We start from the raw sequence: 19100 nt of genomic DNA on the forward strand, positions 1-19100 counted from the left end.
AATCCGGAATTGAGTCTAAAGATTTTAAAAAATAAATTGTCAATATTGCAAAAATTACAGTCAAATCACAAAATCAATCTGAAAACAAAAAATGAGTCTGTAAAAAATATTCCAGACAAGATTGAAAATGAAATTAAAATTCCACAATACATGACACTCTCAAAACTAGATTGGGATAGCAACGAGATACATGCAGGGATTATTAAGGATCCAACAGCAAAGGGAGGGTTACGATATCAGGTGATAGAGCCAGTTCTTTCTGAAAGAGACCAAAAAGCATTTGAAATTATAAAAAAACTCCTCATAACAGAGCTTACAGTTTCATTGCAAGATATTAAAACAAAAAAAGATGCAGAACGTAGATTAAAAAAGAAAATCGCATCAATGATAAAAAAATACAGGTTAAACATCCCCCCAAAAAATATAGCAAAAATCAATTATTTTGCTATCAGGGATTTTGTATATCTTGGAAAAATCGAACCATTGATGAGAGATCATATGATTGAAGAAATTAGTTGTGATGGAACAAACATTCCGTTATACATATGGCATCGAGAACACGAGTCAATGCCAACAAACATCATATTTGAAAAAGATGCAGAACTAAATAATTTTTCAAGAAAGATGGCATATATTTGTGGAAAACATGTTTCGATGGCAGACCCAATTATTGATGCATCATTACCAAATGGAAGTAGAATCAATTTGACATTAGGTCATGAAATTACCAAACGTGGGAGTACATTTACAATTAGAAGATTTAGAGCAGACCCAATTACGATTATTGATTTAATAAAATTTGGAACCATATCAGTGGATATTGCTGCATACATGTGGTATTTAGCTGAAAAGAAAGCAACGATGTTAATTGCAGGAGGCACTGCAAGTGGCAAAACAACTGCATTGAACGCATTGGCCTCATTTATCAGACCAGGGGAAAAAGTAGTAAGCATAGAAGACACACAGGAACTCAATCTACCTCATGAAAATTGGATTCCTGCAGTCTCAAGACAAAATTTTACAGATACTCAAATTGGAGAAATTAATCAATTTGATCTTTTAAGAGCAGCATTAAGGCAACGACCAGACATCATCATAGTAGGAGAAACTAGAGGAAGAGAGGCATACACGTTGTTTCAGGCAATGGCAACAGGCCACGGGGGATTCTCATCAATTCATGCAGATTCAGTAGATGCAACATTAACCAGACTAACATCATCTCCAATGGATGTTCCAAAAGCCTTAATCTCAAATAGTCTTGATTTGATCACACTGCAACTGAAAATCAGAGTGGGTGACAAATCAGCAAGAAGAATCATCCAGGTTTCAGAAATTGATGGTATCGATGAAGTGACAGGACAAATCAAAACTCATGAAATTTTCAAATGGAATCCTAAAACGGACACTCATGAATATATGGGAGACAGTGTTATTTTCAAAAAACTCAAAGATAGAGATGGAGATTCAGAAGAAAAGATCAATTATGAATTGACAAAAAGAAGACTAGCACTAGAATGGATGGTAAAAAACGACATTCGTGATCATAAAGAAGTAACTGCAAATGTAATGGATTTCTATGCAGACCCTGAAAGATTCTATGAAAGAAAGAGACTCGAGGTATAATATCATGAATTTAGTTAAAAACAAACAAAGAAAAAGAAAACAAGAAGAATCAGTAGGTCAGATTCATGTTTATAGTTACAAACTGTTAAATGAACATGTAAAATTTTTACATCCTAAATTACGAACACTGGATAAAACAATCAAACAAGCAATGATGCCAATCCCATTTGAAGTATATGTTTCAAGTATGGTTTTCTTCAGTATGATTGCAGGAGTATGTGGAGGAATTATGGGATTAATTGCATCACAGTTTATCAATATTCAGCCGGCAAGTGTAGGGATGCTACTTCCAATATTAAGTGGATTAATGCTGTTTGGAATGACTTTTGGAATATTACAGATGATACCAACTGTCAAAGTAAAAAACAGAGCAGCAAAACTCGTTGAGGAAATCCCTCATTTTATTGGATATATGTCAACGCTGGCAACCAGTGGCTTGACATTGGAGGGGATTTTCAAAGCCATAGCGAAAGAAGAAACAGATGAAGACATCGTTAAAGATGCAAGATTCATCGTAAGAAATATCGATATTCTAGGCATGGATTTGATTAGTGCCATAAAAGATTTGATTCAGAGGACACCTACAGGACCATACTCAGAATTACTTGAAGGAGCAATAGTTACAGTTCAATCAGGAGGAGATCTCAAAGAATATTTCAATGCAACTGCAAAAGTTCAGCTTGAAGAAAAGAAGATGTTAATGCAAAAAACTACAGAATCATTAGGTAGTGTTGCAGAAATTTATACTATTTTACTAATTGTTTTTCCATTGCTTGCAGTAATCATGTTATCAATCATGGGAATTATGAGTCCTAGTCTTGCAGGATTTGATTTGTTAACACTGATGAATATTCTAACTTTTGCAGTAATTCCGCTTAGCGGAGTACTGATGTTAGTTATGATGGACACCATGGTGCCAAAGAGGTAAATGAAAATGGAAATAATGGAGAAAAAACAAAAGAAAAAGCCAGAGTCGAAATTAGAACCAAGACAATCAATTTTAAAAAATGAGATCCTCAAGACACTAGCATTCTCATTAATTGCATCGATAAGTGTTCTGTCAATGAGTTTCTATTTTTCAGAATTTTCAAATTCCACAACAATCAGGGATGTAGGACTAATCTTTGGAATTCTAGTAGGGATTATTCCATTAACAATTCACCAACTAAAAGAAGTCCAAAGGAGAGACAGTATTGATAGAAATTTGCCAGTATTCCTACTTGCATTACTAAGTTCAGTTCAGAGTGGGGCCAATTTGATCAAAGCCATAGAACAAGCAGGAGATAGAAATCTTGGGGCATTGACTCCAGAATTAAAAAATCTTAGAGCAAACATAAGCTGGGGAACCCCAATCGAAGAAGCTTTTGAAAACTTTGCAACAAGGACAGGGACCAGAGTTGCAAGACGTGTTACTGTATTGTTAGAAATGGCAATGAAGATAGGAGGAGATGTATCAGAAAATTTAGAGATGATCCAAAAGCACGTATCTGAAATGCAAAATATTGAAAAAAGTAGAAAATCTGCTTTGGCCCCATATACTTATACAATTTACATTTCATTTGGAGTATTTTTGGCAGTAGCTGTATTGCTTACTACCAGTTTTTTCACCGAAATAGAAAAGGTTCAGGACGGATTACTTGCATCTGGAAGTGGCACTGAAGGATTATTTGGATCCCTTGCAAGCATGGAAATTGAAAAATTAGAATCAGCATTGTTTAATATGGCAATAATAGAGGCAGTTTTTGGTGGACTGGCGGCGGGAAAAATTGGTGCAGGCTCATATGTTGCAGGTACAAAACATGTTGTAGCAATGATTGTAATAGCAGTAATTGCATTTAACATTCCAATGTAGATGCCATTTAAGACATTTCAGTAAAGAAATGTTCTAAAGGAGATCATCAAATGTTGTTACAACATAATCAAAAGAAATCATATCAATTACTTGTATGATTTTTTATGTTTGTAATTGATCTAACAAGCAGATCTTTTAGTTTGCAATATTTCAATATTAATTACCAAAAATGGGAATCAAAAACGATACAAAACATAGGAATCATACGAAAATACTAAATGCAAATAGGCAAAGTGAGCCTAGGGGAAAAAAATAGAATGATTTCATATCAAGAACAGGTAAGCGGAATTGCGTCGGAACTAGAAGATATTTTAGATTTGGATGATTTAGAAGCCAAAGTTTATCTTAATTTGCTAAGGGCAGGCCCAATTACAGCAAGTGCCCTAGCAAAAGAACTTGATATAGACAGAGCAAGAATGTACAGAACGGTAGACAAGCTAGTAAGTAGAAATATTATTTCTACAACATTATCCAGTCCCAAATTATGTATTGCCGCAGATCCTCACGATGCATTAAAAATTGCACTAGGCAAAAAAGAAGACGAAGTAAACAAAATCAAAAAGTCAGGGGAGGCAATTATTGATAAAATCAATAATGAAATCAGTACCAATCAAAACAGCACAGTGCCAACATTCAGAGTAGTTCAGGGCCGTCAGAATATTTATGCAGATATTTCACATGTAATTGAAAATTCTACAGGAATCATCTACATCGCTACAACCCTCGATGATGTTTCAAGAATGTATCACAGTACAATACCTGAAAAAATCACCCTTTGTGAAAAGAATGGTGGCAAAGTGAGATTACTTGTAGACATGGATGATCCTAAACTTGCACCTTTTGTTAAAAGATTCAATGCTACTGAAACAAGAATTGGAAAGCTTCCATCTAAAGGAAGAATAATAGTTCAACAAGAGAAAAAAATGATTATGTCAGATTCTGCAGCATCATTCCAAAACTCAAACTCAGACTCTGACTTTTCATTATGTACAAACTCATCAGAGATGGTAGATAATATTTTTACACTATGTACATTTTTGTGGGATACATCAAAGCCATTAAAAACATTAGATGTTAAAAATTTTGTAAAGAAAATGAAATAAAAAATACGAAAGTACAACAATAATACTTTCATAAACTTTCGAGCCTAACATTTTAGAAATCGTTAAAAGGGACTCATTCCCAAAAATGGGAATGGCAATAGAAATCTACGACGAAAACAATCTAAGAGACCTACCAGAAGCCCAAAGGTTTTCCATGTGTGAACGTATCATAAAAAATGATAGTGATGAGTCAAAACGATGGGATGCAGTTTGGCTTATTGGAGAACTAGCTGAAAACAGAGATCCAGAAGATCCAATGTTCATAAAATCTGCAGATTTGATGGAGTGGGTATTGAAAAATGATGACAATGGAGTAGTTAAACATGAAGCATGTTATCAGATTGCTGGAAGGAATATGAGATCAAAGATCCCAGCTCTTGTAGAATCGGCACTAAATGACAAAAGCATTCTCACAAAACACGAGGCAATTGAATCCCTTGGCCTAATGAGAGCATTTGATGCAATTGATTTGATTAGAGATGCCGAAATTGATCCAAGTATCGACGTTAGAGAAACAGCAAGATTCGTAATCAAAAGATTGCAAAGATTGCAAAATCAAGGCGAATACAAACCAGCTGAGATTCTCTAATCAAATAACAACATATGTTATTTTTATTTTGAAATAACAATTATATTTTTTAATATGATAAAGACTTAACTAACTGAATTCAAAAGCGTAAACCATGAAAGATTCAGACGAATCACCAGAAATAGTTCCAGAAAAAATAGAAAATTCATTTAACTATAAAGCATTATTGGGAATTGCAATATTAGTAATATCATTTCATATTGGAATTAATTATTTTATTGAAACGGATGATGCAGACACAATTGTTTCAATTTTCTCAATGTTCGTCCCACTCACACTAGCAATAATTGGATTTAGTGTAGTTCGTAAGTATAAAGGAACACAAGTTTTTGGAAAAGCATACTTAGCTCTATCATTTGGATATTTGAGCATATTTTTTGCCGAAGTCACATATGCAATATACGACATTGTTTACAACATAGAACCATATCCATCGATTGCCGATATTTTCTTTTTTATGTTATACCCATTATTGTTAGTATATCTTTTTATAAATATCAAATTCTTCAGCCCCAACCTAGGAAAAAAAGCAAAAGCATGGATCATAGTAATGCCACTTATTGTATTACTAGCATATTCAGTGGTATCAACAACTGCAGGAGAAATCAGCATATTAGAATTCGATTTCTACTATGGAATAATATTTGTCTATGCAGCAACACTCACTTTAGCTGTATCTATTGTCGGAGCAAGTATTTTCAAACAAGGAGTAATAGGAAAAGCATGGTTGATTTTAGTTATAGGAATCCTGCTCAACAATTTAGGAGATTTATGGTATTATAATTTAGAATTATTTGGAGAGTATGATTTGTTACATCCAGTAAACATGTTTTGGTATTCAGGATACATAGTTGTAATATATGCATTAGTCATACATAAAAAAACACTGTAAGTTAAAAGAAATAAAATTTAAAAATAGATTGAATTATGAATTAATTTGTACAGTTTGTAAAATAGAGCTATTAGCAAGTAATGAAGTCTTAAGTTGAACTTTAACTTCAACATCATTTTTAATTATGTCAACTTTAACGTTATCAAAAATAGTTTCATATTTTTTTACTTTTTTGCCATCATGAGCTAATTCAAATCCATTAGATACCAACAACCCATTATTTATCAGATAATTTATTTTTCGGTATCCAGAAGTTTGAGGAATTCTACATGAATCTAAAATTTTTGCAATAATTAAAGAGTCATTCATCACGGAGCCAAGAATTGCTTTTTTATCTTGATCTGCAAAAGATTCCAAAAATATTCGAGCCAATTCAGGATCTTTCATCTGGATCCAATTAGAATCAGTTTGTTTTGATTTTTCAACACTGACAACTTTTTGTAAGAATTTTTGTTCCAACCCATCAGCACCAGCACCAAAAAATTCTCTCAAAACACTATCAAATTTATGGAAATTTTTTATTGCTTGAACTAGCCCAAGACCATGTCGTTCCATTAATCTTTGCTCAATTTTATTCAAAGTATCATTACCAAGATTTTCCTCTATAGATTTTCTTAAAGATGGAACTAAAAGAGTATCCAGGCCATTTTCCATGTATGGATTTAAGAATACGTGATTATAAAGAATGTGACATTAATTTTTATGACAAACAACTACTCAATAGGGTTTTGATCGATCAGTGCTTCTAAAACCATTCTAAAGCGATCGGAAATATTACAAATTCATGCAAAGTAATTATTTGTACAATGTTGTATGTGTTGAAAATAACATACTAATCCATATGACTAGAAATACTGTAAAACAATTGTAAGAAATGAGCAGTCACGTAACAATACAAGGAGAGAGTCAACTTTGACTTTACAGGAAAAGCAATTATTGAAAAAAACAGATAATGTTTCAATAAGAATTGATTCGGATCTAAGCAGTAAACTTCATGAAAAATGTTTAGAACAAAAAATTAGTCTTAACACACTCATCAATCACTTATTAGACAAACAAGTGAATTGGCATGAACTGACAACAGAGATGGGATGGATTCCAATGTTTAGATCAACATTTAGAGAATTATCTGATTCAATACCTAAAGATAAAATGGAAAAAATCGCTGAGACGACGGGAACATCTGATCTAAAAAATTCATTAAATTATGTTTATGGATATATCGAACTAGATTCAATCTTAGATTTGTTCAAGAAGAGATGTCAAAGTATGAATGTTCAATACAGAGAAATGGAAGTGAACGGAAAGAACAAAATTATCATTCAACACGATTTAGGGAAAAATTGGCCATTTTTCATCGTAGGTCAAATGAATACAATTCTAAATGAAATAGGACACAGGATAATCAATGAGGAATACAACAAGCAAGGATTTTCCTTTGAGATTGTCAAAACGGAGGAAATTCAATAAGATCGGAAATCGTGCCTAAATTTCCAAAAAATTAAAGATACTGCTATTAAGGATAATCTCATTTCCAAAAATGGGAATGAATGATTTCTGAGAAGGTTTCCTTTAAAAAATCAAAGTACGGATATTATCTAATTATTCTAGCGGCAGCATTATCAGCACTTATTCATGTTATTTCAAAACCCATGCTTGAAAATTCAGAAAACATGGTTGAAATCAATCCAATAGTTATGGCATTTTTGATTTATTTTATAGGGGGGATTTTTTTCACACCTCTTGCAAAAAAAACAAACCCTATTTCCAAATTTGGGAAAAAAGATTGGATGTTTATGGGATTGATAGGAATTGCAGAAGTAGCAGCGCTGATAACTTATTTTTACGGATTATCAACGGCTACGGCAATTAATGCATCGATATTTAGCAATAGTGAAATAATTTTTGCACTTGTGATAGGAATGATGGTGTTTAAAGAAAAATTACACATAAAAGAATGCATTCCATTTTCAATGATAATTATTGGCATGATGGCATTGCCAATTGGTAATGATCTATATCAACATGGATTTAATTTGGGGCATATTGTAACTGGAGATCTTTTAATAATTTTATCAGGAGTTTTGTATGCAATAGATATAACATTTTGTAAGTATGTTGGAGATAAATTTGATGCTAGAAGAGTAACGCAAATAGTATCATTCATTTGTGCAGGAGTGGCAATTTCATTAATCATAGTATTTGAAATTCCCATGGATGTAGACATATCTCAATTACCAGGTATTTTTACAATGTCGATTCTAGGTACTGGATTATCAACCTTATTTTTCTTAATGGCTCTAAAAATGATAGGAACTGTAAGAACAGTGTTGTTATACTCCACAACAGCTGTGTTTGGAGTAATTTTTTCAGGAGTATTTCTTGCAGAAACAATTAGCACTATAGACATTATTTCATTAGGATTAGTATTAACAGGTATTTTCTTGCTTCGAAACAAACTTGCAGGAGAAGGGTATGAAGAAGAAAAAGACAAGATTACATCAAATGTCACACCTAGAAGAAAAACAAGGAAACAATCCATGCAAACACCAAAAATATCATATGAAACTAGAATTAAAAATGAAATTGCATTACAAGGCTGGATTAGTGCAGGCTAGTCATTTCATTAATTGAAAATGAGCACAACTAAAAAGAAAAGAAAACATAAAGCAGGAGATTTAACAACCTACCAGAAAATTCTAGGCACAAAAAAGTCCTAAAATAATAATAAATTTTCGAATGTAGTAATTTGTAGTTAAATGTATACGATTGAACGATCAGGCTTTTAAGAGAAACATCGATCATTACCATTAATGGAAATTAGTGTAAACACTATGCAGTTAGGAACATACCCAGTAGATAAGAATAATTTTGAACAAGTACGGGATGCACTAGTTTCATTTGGATTAACACCAAACCAAAGCAAGGTATTTTTTTATCTAGGCAAGATAGGTGCAAAAACAGCATCAGATATTGCAAAGGCTGTCAACATACCAAGAAGTGAGACATACCACTTACTAACGGCCTTACAAAACAAAGGTATCGTAGAAGCATCATTTCAGCATCCAATTCAATTTACAGCATTGAGTATCAAAAACGCAGTAAATCTTCTTATCAGCACAGAAACTGAGCGTCTAAACAAACTCAAAAAAGCAGGACCAGAATTAGAAGAAATCTGGGAAAAAATTCCAGGAGCCACATTAAATGAAGAGGAAGAAGGAGAAGAGAAATTCAAAGTATTGCAAGGAGGCAATCAAGTGAATAGTAAAATTTTTGATATGATTCTTAATGCTAAAAAAGAGTGCAGGATTTTAGGTTCAGAAAAAGATTTCATTAAATTTTATCATGCAAACTTTCTAGATGCGTTAGAAGAGCAAAAAATAGATTACAAATTATTAACATCAATAACAAAAAAATCAAATGGAATATTTGATGAAATAGATAAAACAAAGATCAAAAAACTTTGTTCATCAGTCAAAGAAAACTTGTGCTTTTTGATAAAGGACGATGACGAAGTGTTATTCTTTATTAAAAATGAGGGAAACAATAAAGAGATGAGAGCCATATGGACAAACTCTGAAACAATAATCTATTCCAAGGCATTGTTGTTCAATAGCATATGGTCAAAAACAGAATTAGGCGGAGAGGTATTCAATGAGTAAATGCAGCTGCGGGTATTCTACAACATGCAGAGATGAATTTTGCCATCATTTAGCTGAATCTTGGAATGATCTTAGAGTCGATCATGAAATCAAATTATTAAACCAGTGAATCATCACTAACTTCGATAGGTTTTCTTCCCATAAAGCCAGAATCTTTTTCATGCCAAAATTTGATTTCAGTTTCACCGTATTTCCAGCATAGCCAAACCTCTTCTTCAAATCGTTTTGAGGGAAAATCCAATAGGCCTTGCTCTATACTTTTGACAACAACGCCCGTATTTTCCAAGATTTCAACAGATTCATAGAATTTGGTGATTGCAGAATTTAGACGTTGTTTGATTTTCACATATGATTCAAAGGAATTTGTAGTCGACATACTCATTTGCAATTCTTGCTCTATTTTCTTAACTTCATTATTTTTTGCTAAAGCATACTCAAATTTTTTTATCACATCGGGTAATGCTTCATTTGCCTCATTTGTGGTAAAAAAAGAGAACATGTGTATTCCTTAGAAGCAGAGATTAAAAATCTTAGGTGCAAATGTTGACACATCTATAAATCACAAATTCTTTTAATTTGGACTATTGATTTAATCCCACTTTATCAAATCCCATTTGGACAAGTCAGTAGTGGTTTTTCCACATTTCACACATGATATGGTACCGTTTTTAGAAAATATGTGATCACATGTTTGAAATCCCATGGCCATTCCAGATGGAAACTTGTCCAAATATTCTTGAACTAGATCCATTTTCATTCTGAGCCGTCTCATCTTTGTTTTTGAACCGACTTGATTATCCCGATTCCCATTACTGCTTTAATCATGTGATGTTTAGAACTCAATTTGATAATAGTATCCTCTAGCAAACTAGCTAACAAATCAACAATTTAGCTAACCCAACAGGCATAATTTCAAAATCTCATGATCTGCTGACAATAGCCTTTGAACTCCCCGATTCAAAGTGATAAAACATCACATTAGCATAAGCTTCCGAGTTACATCCGAGCATATTACAGATCATGAGAGACTATCTAGGATATTTTGAGACTAAAAGGGAGGGTTATTGTGAAATGTATACGATCTTAAATACAAATTTGGTTATACAAGATTAGTGTAAGTGAGAGAAAAGAGCGTCGAGACGTCATTCTCTCCTTTGACACAAATTTTCAAGAGTTTAAAATTTTGAGATTATACCAAATTACATTTGGAGGAATTCCAACATACATCAATACAATCAAAGATATTCCAATTCCCAATACACTAGATTCAGAATATGCATATTCCTAGGCAGTCAAATGAACTATTGATTTTGGTTTAAGACTCTTTTTTCTTATAATCCTTCTTCATCTGGATCTGGTTCAGCATTTACTTTTTCAAAACTCATATCCTTTCTTTGACAGGACTCACATTTTTCCATAATACCAAATTCATTCTTGTATTGACCTTTTCCATCACATCTGAAGCAAACCAATCACTGTTTGGTTTGTTAGTATTGCATAAAAATTTTAGAATAAAATGCAAGGGTTTTGAAGTAAAATTTGAGGGCCTTCGAGGTGACTTGTCAAGTTAATTCAAGGCCCTAAATTCAGGTGCAGATTTATTAAGAAATATTTCAATGAAATAGTATGAGTGAAGATCAATTAGAAGAAATAATTCTACAGACAATTAACGGTGCAGTTGCAACAATTCCAGCATATTTAGAAGAAATTAATCAAAATAAAGAAACACTCAAGGTAGAAGATCCAAAAGAATTCGTTTATGGGATTGTCATGGGAATGGCGCTTGGTATGAGCGGGGCAATACTTAGTGCACAAAAAGAGATGCCTACAACAGAAGATCAAATTAAAGTAAGAGATATCGTATACAAACACATTCCAGAAATAAGAGAACGAATTTTCAATTGATAGAATTCAAACAAAGTGAAATTGATTTTCTAAATTCATTAGAAGAAGCAAGAATTGCAACATCTCATAATGACATTCCACATGTCAAGCCGGTTTCATTTGTAAAAATCAACAACAGTATAATCATTGCAACAGATTATGATACACGGACATATACCAATATCAAATTTAATCGTAATGTGGGTATTGTTATCGATATTTACAAGTCAGGCAATCATAAAGCAGTATGCATCCAAGGTAAAGCAGAAATCATTGAAAATGGAGAAGAATTTAAAAAAATCTACGAAATATTCTTCAAAAAATTTCAATGGGTAAGAGATGATCCCTGGAATGAAAATGAAGCCCCTTTTTTGAAGATAGTACCAACCACAAAAATTAGTTGGGGTTTGGATTAAAATGCTATTTCGGGTTCAACTTGTGAAAGCAATGATTGAACAGAGATAGGTTTTCTCAAAACAGAACGAATTCCCAAATTTAATAATTCTTGTTCTTGTATTGAGCTCATCGAGAGTCCACTTACAATGACAACTTTAGATAGCTCCGAAGGCTTTCTTGATTTTAAATCTAAAAGAAAATCAACGCCGCTATATTTTGGCATACACATATCAAGTAAAATTAGATCATATTCTTTGTATATTGCCAACTCCAATCCGGCTCGCCCATCCAATATACTATCAAAATCATAATTTTTAGTTGATAAAATATCTGCAAAGATTTTACTTATTTCAGGAGTATCCTCCACATGAAGTATTTTCATATTATATGAAATATACTAGAATTGATAAAAACAAGTTTGCTCATTTGAACAAGCTATGAGATTTAAAATTAAAACCAGCAGTTAAATTTCATCATAGAACTCATCATTTCAAAACCATCATTACACGACAAGATTAATAGAATTTGTCAAAATCCTATTCAGAATCTTCATTTTTCTGAATCATTTTGCAATCTTTTATCCAATTTTGAACATCAATGACAATACTAGATTGTAATGATTTTGTATGAAACCAGCAAAGTTCATCATTTGAAAGACACTTTTGGCAACTAGTAATTTCTTTTAATGATCTAGATATTTCAGACTGGGCAAACGGGTTTTTATCAAATTGATATTTCAATGATTATTCCTTAACATTCTAACATTTATGAAAATGTAATTTAACATGAAGACATACATTTTTCATGATTTCCCAAAGATGGGATTTGATCCATAGGATAATCATATAAAGTATGAATGTATGATTAAAAAGGATGTCAGACATCAGAGAAGGGACAACAAATGGTTAATTGCATAGTCATTGATGATGAACGAGATATCGTAGATTTGATATGTGAATTTTTAGATATTATCAAAGTTGATGTCATGGCAAAAGGGAACAACGGTAAAGATGCAGTTGAATTGTATAAAAAACATACCCCAGATATCGTGTTTACAGATTTGTCAATGCCTGACTATGATGGACTTTATGCCATAGAAAATATCAAAGATGAAAATCCAAATGCAAAAATAATTGTGGTGACAGGAAATCCATATGATGAAAACAAATATTTTTTTGACTTGCTAAGAATACCCATAATATCCAAACCATTTGACATGGACATACTAAAACAAGTTGTAGAAGAGATTTCTTCAACAGATACAGCACCCATAATGCCATTTGAAATCAAATACAAATTCAAAGAGGATTATGATTTTTACACATGTGTAGTAAACTATGAGCAATATAGAAATTTTAAAAAACTGCCAATCATACATGAATGTGAAATAGTAAAAAACAATGAAAAAAATATCAAATTAAAAAAAGAGGAAATGGAAAAAGCTTTGAATTTGGCTGTAAAGAACGACAGCAGCCATATTCGTAAATTATCAAAAATATCAACCGACGGAGGAATGAGATACTAATAACATAGTATCAAGTAATAAAAGCCATGGCAGAAGTTGACCAATTATTTGCATCAGCATTTGAAAAAACAATACAGGAGAATCTTGGCAATACAACATTTCAAAGCATACAGAATAGATTATTTGAAAAATACGGCATGTCAATTACAGAATCGATTAAAGACTTTGAAAAATTAGATTCAGTTTTAACAGAATTTTTTGGATCTGGTGCAAAAGGTCTGGAGAAGAGATTTTTAGACAGCATTTGCAGCATTAAATCAGATAAAGACAAAGTTGAAAAAAGATTCACAATATTAAATTCGTCAATTAATCAATCAATCATCAAAGCATTCAGTGATGATGAAATGTCAAAAATCCTCAATGCCTCAATTGGAGAACCATGGACCATTTCAGAAATTTTAGAAAAATTGGATATTCCAAAGACATCAGGGTATAGAAAAATCAATTTGTTGATAAAAGAAGGGTTATTGATCAAGTCAGGACAGGAGTTCACAGAAAATAGACGAACTATAAACAAATACAAATCATTATTTGACAATGTAAATATCGATTTTAATAATAAAGTCACAGTAAATGTTCAATTTACACCAGAAGTTGTTTTGAACAGTTCAATTCTCCAGACAATATATAATAAATAAATTTTCGAAAGAAAACTGAATTATTTTAAACCTTTTTCCAGGACCTCATTTATGATTCTTGAAAAACTGACAGTCGATGAAGATTCTTTAATTTTTTTTGCTTGTAGTGCTCTTAGTTTTTTTGCAATATCACTATTTAGCATGATTGTGAGTCTTTCTGCCATAAGATTTGAGAGGGCAATAACGATTTTTAGCATTTACATGTTGATTATTTACAAACATGTCAAAGTGTATAGAATATTCCCGTTTGTGGAAATAATGTAAAATCAACTATCCTAATACACTCACCATCTAACTCATGTGGCATTCGTATTTTGTGGTCTTTTTGTATTTATTATCTCAACTTCAAATGTAGAGTCATCCCTGAAAATCATGATCATTGTTTATGAGATAATAACGCGTGATTAGATACATGTCTAGTTCTATAATTAAGGCATACAGAAAATATGCTGATAATTATGACTTTGCAGTAAAACTCTACCGATTGTTGGGGATTAAAATAGGAAAATATCGGAAAATGACTGTTAATTCACTGGAACTGTCAAAAGGAGACACTGTAGTCGAGCTTGGATGTGGCACTGGTTTGAATTTTTCTTTGATTTTGGATAAAATTGGAGAGGAAGGAAAACTGATTGGAGTTGACATCACCGATAAAATGCTTGATCAAGCAAAAAAACGAGTAAATGGAAGGAGATGGAAGAATGTTGAATTGGTTGAAAGCGATTTTGCTAAATATCAATTTCCCCAAAAATTAGATGGAATTTTTGCAACAGGTGCACTACAATACTCTATTCAATATGATAAAATAATCAAACAAGGACATGATGCACTAAAACCCAACAAGAAATTTGCCATCATGGATTTTAAAATGTCACAAGGACCTGCAAAGATTTTTGCTCCATTAATTATATTCTTTACAAAACCATTTGGTGCAAATGAAGAATATCTTAAAAGAACTGCATGGAAATCAATCGAAAAGTATTTTGAAAAAACTTCTTATCGTGAAGGTTGGGGAGGATTTTTATATCTTTCAGTAGGGACAAAGGTCTAAAATCAATTTCAGTCATACCCATTCTCATTGCAGACAATGTTCTTTTGTAATTATTGTAGGCGCCATTACCATTAAAAATTTGGGAGTAGATATTTAGGAAAAAACTCCAGATAAATTCTCAGACAGATATGATTTGATAATTACTAATTGTTAAACCATCGAATATTTTTTCAATTTTGTTTCCATGATAATTTATTTTTCAGATTTATGAATTGTTCTGATATGCCGGCGTAGGTGGCCTTCTCCCGCCAGATACTGTTTACAGTATTGGCATAAAATTCTCTCACTCATTTCTTAAACTCATACTTTATGTGAAAATCATATATTAGAACATAGGTAAATCAAGAATAAGACATACAATAAAATGAATTTCCCATTTTTGGAAAATCAATCTTAAGAAACCTGAATGATTTGAGATTAGTTGCTTATTGTTAAAGTGGGATTTGTGATTAAATTCAGGCTGTCAAAGGAAATTATTGTTTTAGTTCAAGACTCCAAACAATTAAGATGTAGAATAGTTTAGAAATGTAAATGAGTATCAAGATAAAGTGCGCCCACATACTAGTTGAAAAACAAAGTGAATCATTAGCAATTTTGGAAAAAATCAAAAAGGGTGAAAAATTTGGAAAGTTAGCTAAAGAATTTTCAACAGACAAAGGAAGTGGAAAAAAAGAGGGAAATTTAGGTTATTTTACCAAAGGTATGATGGTAAAGCCATTTGAAGACGCAGCATTCAAACTGCAAGTTGGAGAAATTTCAGAGCCAATAAAAACAGAATTTGGATATCATATTATCAAAAGATTAGGATGATTTAGATAATTTCGATTGTTTTATCTTTTCAAAATCATCATTAATTTTCTGACTAATTTTCTCAAAATCATCATGAATTTCCTTGTGAAGTTTTTTCTCTTTTTGAATCAGATTTCTCATTTCTTCAGATTTATCAGAGTTTACCAATAAATTATCTTAAAGTGGGAGATTTTGAAAGGTTTTATCAATTTCAGTATCTAAAAAACCAAAATAAAATACACAACATTTTTTGCAGTAATCAAATTAAATCTATCGTGGTCTTAACAGATGAAACAATGGATGAAATTTTAGATTATTTGGACAAATCTATAGAAAATTTATCAAAAGAAGCACTTGTAAATTTGGAAATGGATGATGGACTTTCAGGAATTTTGAGTTTTCTTCAAAACCAATTTGATATCAGATTGGAAAATATTCTTCTTGCAAAAAAAAGCAGCATTCATCATTTAGAATCAGGAATGAAAAATAAGATCATTCAAAGAAAACAATTAGTGATTGATAGGATGATCAAGCAATACAAAAATTAAAGAAACGCATCCAGTCCTTGTTTTTGAGATTCAATCTCTTGATTTTTTTCTAATACTTGAGTCATTTTATCACCCATGGATTTAGCAGCAGTCATTTTTCGTTTCCCAATCCAATAGTAAGTTTCATCAATAGTATTTTTTGCAATTAAAACTACTAGTTTACCAACATCTTTTCTACCAGTCCTCCCCCGCCTTTGAATGAATCTAACAGAACTTGGCACATTATCATAAAAGATCACCTGGTTTACTTCAGCAATATCCAAACCCTCTTCCCCTACACGAGTAGCAACCAATACTTGATAGAGACCATCCCGAAAATTTTGCACTGTCTCAATCTGTTTTTTTGTTTTAATCCTTTGTCACCTGCTTTTCCAATTAAGATGCCGGCACTAATTCCCAATTCAGTTAATTTATTGTAAATTAAATCAACCGAGTCCCGATAACTAGTAAAAATGAGGGCTTTCCCGGGAACAGAATCAAGGATTTCTTTCAGTTTTGGAATTTTGGAATGCTCGATCCCATGGGCTTGTGCTTCTTTTGCCAATTGTATTGCTTTTGTGAAATTAGGATCAAGCTCAAACAAATCCTTTACACCTACACCTTTTTTTGCTTTAGTTCGTTCACAAAATTTTAGAAAAGGAGTAACTCCATGTGCCTCAAGCATGTTTAGTGCATAATGAATTCTGATTGCCGTAAACAATGGTTTTGCAGAGCGTCTATTTTGATTTAATACAAATTGTCTAATTCGAAGAAGTGCAGAAAAAGATTGTTGTTCTGCCAACCGGATTCCATTTTTTCTTAATTGATCATATCTTTCATCCAATGCAGATTTTAACAACGTTTGAATTGTTTTTAATTCCGGAGGAAGTTCAACATTGACCCATTCTGTATTAGTTTCTTGAGTGTACGGTTTTACATCAAGACTATCTTCAGTTTTTTCTGCAACACTAGAAATTTTTAGTCTTGTCAAAATTTCAGTTGCTTTTTCTTTTTCACTAGGCAAAGTAGCAGTCATTCCAACAATACGGGCAGGAGCATTTTCAAACCATTTGGCAATTCCAGAATAGGCATAATCACCAATAGTTCTATGAACTTCATCAAACACTATAAGATTAAACTGGTTTGGAGATATGATTTCACGATTTAAATCATTTCTAGCAATCTCAGGAGTAGCACAAACAATACTATTATTCCACAACTTTGCTCTTTTTTGAATCGTATCTTCACCTGTAATTATAGAAATATCATCCAAAGTAAGATTATTTTTTAAGAATTCATAATGCTGATGGACTAAAACTCGAGTAGGAGCTAAAAACAGAATACCACCAGTTCCTTTTGACAAATACTCGGCAATAACATGTAATGCAACAGCTGTTTTTCCAAGACCAGTTGGCAAAACAACAATACAATTTTCTTTAATTGCTTGATTTGCAAGATTTATCTGATAATCACGTTTTTCTATAGAATCATTTTTGACATATTTTTTTTTGATGAATTCAGTCATGTGCCAATATAAGAACGAAATTTATTGATTTTATGCTTTCGCGTAACAAAATACTATCCACAACTCAATAATTCACAAATAATCCAGTAAAAGATAGGCATGAAATATTCAGGATTGTTAATTAGAGTAATTTTTAAATCTCAAAAAAAGAAAATTGGCATAATTTATGTCTAAAAAATCTAAATCAAATACTAATGAGAAAGAGTCAGAAATGAGACTGAAAGAAGAAAGGCAGATTTTGGAATTAGAATTAGCTTTAAAAAAAGAAAATTACAAAAAGAAAAAAAAGATTAAAACTAAAATTGATGTTTGAAAGAGATAAAAATCTCATAAACGGCAATCAGACTTAAAGAATAGTTTTAGAAAATATCTGTTACCATTATAGATGGATTTATCATCTCAATACAAACTAGTTTTCAGCGAACCCAGACATTTATCTGCGACATAGTTTTAATCTGATCGCAAATTAGATTTCTATTAACGTGATCCATATATTGAGCAGTCAAACAGAGTTTGTATGAGTTCTTTTGACAGACCTAACTGGGATGAATATTTTATGTTACAAGCAGAACTTGCCAAACTTCGCTCTAATTGTATGACAAGACAAGTAGGCGCAGTCATTGTTAGAAACCACAGACAGTTGGCAACAGGATATAATGGAACCCCACCAGGAATCAAAAACTGTTTTGAAGGAGGATGTAAAAGATGCCAATTAAGAATGGAAGGGAAAATTGAATCAGGGGCATCATTAGACAGATGTTTGTGTAATCATGCAGAAGCAAATGCAATAATGCATTGTGCAATTTTAGGAATAGAGGCAGGGATTAAAGGTGCAATTCTATACACGACATTTGTCCCATGTTTAGAATGTACAAAAATGGCAATAACCATCGGAATTAGAAAATTTGTTTGTCTTGATGCATATCCTGAAACAGATTATGATTTGTTGGAAGAGGCAGGCGTGGAAGTTATTAGCCTTGACAAAAATAGAATTACAAAATGGGCAAAAGAACTAGTAAGCAAGTACGATAATTCAGAGTGAGA

The 19100-nt window shown here is 32.2% G+C and carries 26 protein-coding genes and 1 pseudogene; 18 read left to right on the forward strand and 9 right to left on the reverse strand.

The genetic code is table 11. The features are described from left to right. Nucleotides 1-9: 9 nt before the first annotated feature. The 6 genes from NSED_RS05350 to NSED_RS05375 all read left to right on the forward strand — a co-directional run bounded on the left by NSED_RS05350 (nucleotide 10) and on the right by NSED_RS05375 (nucleotide 6059). Complete coding sequence (locus tag NSED_RS05350; protein WP_014965232.1) at nucleotides 10-1623, forward strand: type II/IV secretion system ATPase subunit; 1614 nt, start codon at nucleotides 10-12, stop codon at nucleotides 1621-1623. A 4-nt stretch (nucleotides 1624-1627) separates the two neighbouring features. Next, nucleotides 1628-2551 (forward strand): type II secretion system F family protein, encoded by a 924-nt coding sequence (locus NSED_RS05355; RefSeq protein WP_014965233.1) that lies wholly within the window; start codon nucleotides 1628-1630, stop codon nucleotides 2549-2551. After that, nucleotides 2552-3475 (forward strand): type II secretion system F family protein, encoded by a 924-nt coding sequence (locus tag NSED_RS05360; protein WP_014965234.1) that lies wholly within the window; start codon nucleotides 2552-2554, stop codon nucleotides 3473-3475. It begins immediately after the preceding gene. A 257-nt stretch (nucleotides 3476-3732) separates the two neighbouring features. Then, complete coding sequence (locus tag NSED_RS05365) at nucleotides 3733-4578, forward strand: TrmB family transcriptional regulator (protein ID WP_026090114.1); 846 nt, start codon at nucleotides 3733-3735, stop codon at nucleotides 4576-4578. 91 nt (nucleotides 4579-4669) lie between these two features. After that, nucleotides 4670-5167 carry a HEAT repeat domain-containing protein gene (locus tag NSED_RS05370; RefSeq protein ID WP_016940320.1) on the forward strand — a complete coding sequence of 166 codons (498 nt, stop codon included), beginning with the start codon at nucleotides 4670-4672 and terminating at the stop codon, nucleotides 5165-5167. Nucleotides 5168-5261: 94 nt separating this feature from the next. Next, complete coding sequence (locus NSED_RS05375) at nucleotides 5262-6059, forward strand: hypothetical protein (RefSeq protein WP_014965237.1); 798 nt, start codon at nucleotides 5262-5264, stop codon at nucleotides 6057-6059. 33 nt (nucleotides 6060-6092) lie between these two features. On the opposite strand, the gene NSED_RS05380 is transcribed toward NSED_RS05375, so the two are convergent. Further along, nucleotides 6093-6713, reverse strand: coding sequence for a hypothetical protein (locus NSED_RS05380; protein WP_014965238.1), 621 nt, complete (start codon nucleotides 6711-6713; stop codon nucleotides 6093-6095). Between the two features lie 258 nt (nucleotides 6714-6971). On the opposite strand from NSED_RS05380, the gene NSED_RS05385 reads away from it, so the two are divergent. The 3 genes from NSED_RS05385 to NSED_RS05395 all read left to right on the forward strand — a co-directional run bounded on the left by NSED_RS05385 (nucleotide 6972) and on the right by NSED_RS05395 (nucleotide 9721). Next, nucleotides 6972-7529 carry a hypothetical protein gene (locus NSED_RS05385; protein WP_232212401.1) on the forward strand — a complete coding sequence of 186 codons (558 nt, stop codon included), beginning with the start codon at nucleotides 6972-6974 and terminating at the stop codon, nucleotides 7527-7529. Nucleotides 7530-7609: 80 nt separating this feature from the next. Further along, nucleotides 7610-8677: a DMT family transporter gene (locus tag NSED_RS05390; RefSeq protein WP_014965240.1), complete on the forward strand. Its 1068-nt coding sequence runs from the start codon at nucleotides 7610-7612 to the stop codon at nucleotides 8675-8677. Between the two features lie 195 nt (nucleotides 8678-8872). Continuing rightward, nucleotides 8873-9721, forward strand: a complete 849-nt coding sequence (locus tag NSED_RS05395; RefSeq protein ID WP_014965241.1) for a TrmB family transcriptional regulator — start codon at nucleotides 8873-8875, stop codon at nucleotides 9719-9721. 97 nt (nucleotides 9722-9818) lie between these two features. Here the strand turns inward: NSED_RS05395 and NSED_RS05400 are convergent, their stop codons facing one another. From NSED_RS05400 to NSED_RS10500, 3 genes are all read right to left on the reverse strand, one after another. Beyond that, a complete protein-coding gene (locus NSED_RS05400) occupies nucleotides 9819-10220 on the reverse strand; it encodes a DUF2203 domain-containing protein (RefSeq protein WP_014965242.1) in 402 nt (133 codons plus the stop codon). Between the two features lie 90 nt (nucleotides 10221-10310). Beyond that, nucleotides 10311-10478 (reverse strand): hypothetical protein, encoded by a 168-nt coding sequence (locus NSED_RS10140; RefSeq protein WP_016940319.1) that lies wholly within the window; start codon nucleotides 10476-10478, stop codon nucleotides 10311-10313. Nucleotides 10479-11052: 574 nt separating this feature from the next. Continuing rightward, a complete protein-coding gene (locus tag NSED_RS10500; RefSeq protein WP_016940317.1) occupies nucleotides 11053-11193 on the reverse strand; it encodes a hypothetical protein in 141 nt (46 codons plus the stop codon). A 154-nt stretch (nucleotides 11194-11347) separates the two neighbouring features. Here NSED_RS10500 and NSED_RS05410 point away from each other — a divergent pair, with 154 nt between their 5' ends. Both NSED_RS05410 and NSED_RS05415 read left to right on the forward strand, forming a co-directional pair. After that, on the forward strand, nucleotides 11348-11626 hold the full coding sequence (locus NSED_RS05410) for a hypothetical protein (RefSeq protein WP_014965243.1): 279 nt from the start codon (nucleotides 11348-11350) through the stop codon (nucleotides 11624-11626). Further along, complete coding sequence (locus NSED_RS05415) at nucleotides 11623-12021, forward strand: pyridoxamine 5'-phosphate oxidase family protein (RefSeq protein WP_014965244.1); 399 nt, start codon at nucleotides 11623-11625, stop codon at nucleotides 12019-12021. Before NSED_RS05410 ends, NSED_RS05415 begins: the two co-directional genes overlap by 4 nt. On the opposite strand, the gene NSED_RS05420 is transcribed toward NSED_RS05415, so the two are convergent. Then, nucleotides 12018-12383 carry a response regulator gene (locus tag NSED_RS05420; protein ID WP_014965245.1) on the reverse strand — a complete coding sequence of 122 codons (366 nt, stop codon included), beginning with the start codon at nucleotides 12381-12383 and terminating at the stop codon, nucleotides 12018-12020. The genes NSED_RS05415 and NSED_RS05420 overlap by 4 nt on opposite strands. 154 nt (nucleotides 12384-12537) lie before the next feature. Beyond that, nucleotides 12538-12741: a hypothetical protein gene (locus NSED_RS05425; RefSeq protein ID WP_014965246.1), complete on the reverse strand. Its 204-nt coding sequence runs from the start codon at nucleotides 12739-12741 to the stop codon at nucleotides 12538-12540. A gap of 161 nt (nucleotides 12742-12902) precedes the next feature. Here NSED_RS05425 and NSED_RS05430 point away from each other — a divergent pair, with 161 nt between their 5' ends. Both NSED_RS05430 and NSED_RS05435 read left to right on the forward strand, forming a co-directional pair. Further along, nucleotides 12903-13526 (forward strand): response regulator, encoded by a 624-nt coding sequence (locus tag NSED_RS05430; RefSeq protein WP_014965247.1) that lies wholly within the window; start codon nucleotides 12903-12905, stop codon nucleotides 13524-13526. 26 nt (nucleotides 13527-13552) lie between these two features. After that, nucleotides 13553-14164 (forward strand): helix-turn-helix domain-containing protein, encoded by a 612-nt coding sequence (locus NSED_RS05435; RefSeq protein WP_014965248.1) that lies wholly within the window; start codon nucleotides 13553-13555, stop codon nucleotides 14162-14164. 20 nt (nucleotides 14165-14184) lie between these two features. Here NSED_RS05435 and NSED_RS10505 read toward each other — a convergent pair whose 3' ends face one another. Further along, nucleotides 14185-14328, reverse strand: coding sequence for a hypothetical protein (locus NSED_RS10505; RefSeq protein WP_014965249.1), 144 nt, complete (start codon nucleotides 14326-14328; stop codon nucleotides 14185-14187). 248 nt (nucleotides 14329-14576) lie between these two features. Here NSED_RS10505 and NSED_RS05440 point away from each other — a divergent pair, with 248 nt between their 5' ends. Together NSED_RS05440 and NSED_RS05445 are read left to right on the forward strand one after the other, a co-directional pair. Further along, entirely contained in the window at nucleotides 14577-15215 is a 639-nt protein-coding gene (locus NSED_RS05440) for a class I SAM-dependent methyltransferase (protein WP_014965250.1), read from the forward strand. A gap of 531 nt (nucleotides 15216-15746) precedes the next feature. After that, the gene (locus NSED_RS05445) at nucleotides 15747-16025 is read left to right on the forward strand and encodes a peptidylprolyl isomerase (protein ID WP_014965251.1); all 279 of its coding nucleotides are present in this window, start codon (nucleotides 15747-15749) and stop codon (nucleotides 16023-16025) included. Here NSED_RS05445 and NSED_RS10300 read toward each other — a convergent pair. After that, nucleotides 16017-16172, reverse strand: a complete 156-nt coding sequence (locus tag NSED_RS10300; RefSeq protein WP_016940315.1) for a hypothetical protein — start codon at nucleotides 16170-16172, stop codon at nucleotides 16017-16019. The genes NSED_RS05445 and NSED_RS10300 overlap by 9 nt on opposite strands. A 107-nt stretch (nucleotides 16173-16279) precedes the next feature. On the opposite strand from NSED_RS10300, the gene NSED_RS05450 reads away from it, so the two are divergent. Then, a complete protein-coding gene (locus NSED_RS05450) occupies nucleotides 16280-16552 on the forward strand; it encodes a hypothetical protein (protein WP_014965252.1) in 273 nt (90 codons plus the stop codon). Here the strand turns inward: NSED_RS05450 and NSED_RS05455 are convergent. Further along, a pseudogene (locus tag NSED_RS05455) lies at nucleotides 16549-18056 on the reverse strand (DEAD/DEAH box helicase). The gene NSED_RS05450 and the pseudogene NSED_RS05455 sit on opposite strands and share 4 nt — an antisense overlap. Nucleotides 18057-18222: 166 nt before the next feature. Between NSED_RS05455 and NSED_RS10305 the strand changes: the two are divergent. Next, a complete protein-coding gene (locus tag NSED_RS10305; RefSeq protein ID WP_016940314.1) occupies nucleotides 18223-18369 on the forward strand; it encodes a hypothetical protein in 147 nt (48 codons plus the stop codon). A 204-nt stretch (nucleotides 18370-18573) separates the two neighbouring features. Next, nucleotides 18574-19098, forward strand: coding sequence for a deoxycytidylate deaminase (locus NSED_RS05460; protein ID WP_014965253.1), 525 nt, complete (start codon nucleotides 18574-18576; stop codon nucleotides 19096-19098). Nucleotides 19099-19100 lie beyond the last annotated feature (2 nt).

This window comes from Candidatus Nitrosopumilus sediminis, assembly GCF_000299395.1.
Classification (GTDB): domain Archaea; phylum Thermoproteota; class Nitrososphaeria; order Nitrososphaerales; family Nitrosopumilaceae; genus Nitrosopumilus; species Nitrosopumilus sediminis.

Bases quoted from the DNA above. Each gene is read 5' to 3' on its own strand.
- NSED_RS05355 (WP_014965233.1), top strand. From the start codon at position 1,628: ATGAATTTAGTTAAAAACAAACAAAGAAAAAGAAAACAAGAAGAATCA.
- NSED_RS05360 (WP_014965234.1), top strand. From the start codon at position 2,552: ATGAAAATGGAAATAATGGAGAAAAAACAAAAGAAAAAGCCAGAGTCG.
- NSED_RS05365 (WP_026090114.1), top strand. From the start codon at position 3,733: ATGATTTCATATCAAGAACAGGTAAGCGGAATTGCGTCGGAACTAGAA.
- NSED_RS05370 (WP_016940320.1), top strand. From the start codon at position 4,670: ATGGCAATAGAAATCTACGACGAAAACAATCTAAGAGACCTACCAGAA.
- NSED_RS05375 (WP_014965237.1), top strand. From the start codon at position 5,262: ATGAAAGATTCAGACGAATCACCAGAAATAGTTCCAGAAAAAATAGAA.
- NSED_RS05380 (WP_014965238.1), bottom strand. From the start codon at position 6,713: ATGGAAAATGGCCTGGATACTCTTTTAGTTCCATCTTTAAGAAAATCT.
- NSED_RS05390 (WP_014965240.1), top strand. From the start codon at position 7,610: ATGATTTCTGAGAAGGTTTCCTTTAAAAAATCAAAGTACGGATATTAT.
- NSED_RS05395 (WP_014965241.1), top strand. From the start codon at position 8,873: ATGGAAATTAGTGTAAACACTATGCAGTTAGGAACATACCCAGTAGAT.
- NSED_RS05400 (WP_014965242.1), bottom strand. From the start codon at position 10,220: ATGTTCTCTTTTTTTACCACAAATGAGGCAAATGAAGCATTACCCGAT.
- NSED_RS10140 (WP_016940319.1), bottom strand. From the start codon at position 10,478: ATGAAAATGGATCTAGTTCAAGAATATTTGGACAAGTTTCCATCTGGA.
- NSED_RS05410 (WP_014965243.1), top strand. From the start codon at position 11,348: ATGAGTGAAGATCAATTAGAAGAAATAATTCTACAGACAATTAACGGT.
- NSED_RS05420 (WP_014965245.1), bottom strand. From the start codon at position 12,383: ATGAAAATACTTCATGTGGAGGATACTCCTGAAATAAGTAAAATCTTT.
- NSED_RS05430 (WP_014965247.1), top strand. From the start codon at position 12,903: ATGGTTAATTGCATAGTCATTGATGATGAACGAGATATCGTAGATTTG.
- NSED_RS05435 (WP_014965248.1), top strand. From the start codon at position 13,553: ATGGCAGAAGTTGACCAATTATTTGCATCAGCATTTGAAAAAACAATA.
- NSED_RS10505 (WP_014965249.1), bottom strand. From the start codon at position 14,328: ATGGCAGAAAGACTCACAATCATGCTAAATAGTGATATTGCAAAAAAA.
- NSED_RS05440 (WP_014965250.1), top strand. From the start codon at position 14,577: ATGTCTAGTTCTATAATTAAGGCATACAGAAAATATGCTGATAATTAT.
- NSED_RS05445 (WP_014965251.1), top strand. From the start codon at position 15,747: ATGAGTATCAAGATAAAGTGCGCCCACATACTAGTTGAAAAACAAAGT.
- NSED_RS10305 (WP_016940314.1), top strand. From the start codon at position 18,223: ATGTCTAAAAAATCTAAATCAAATACTAATGAGAAAGAGTCAGAAATG.
- NSED_RS05460 (WP_014965253.1), top strand. From the start codon at position 18,574: ATGAGTTCTTTTGACAGACCTAACTGGGATGAATATTTTATGTTACAA.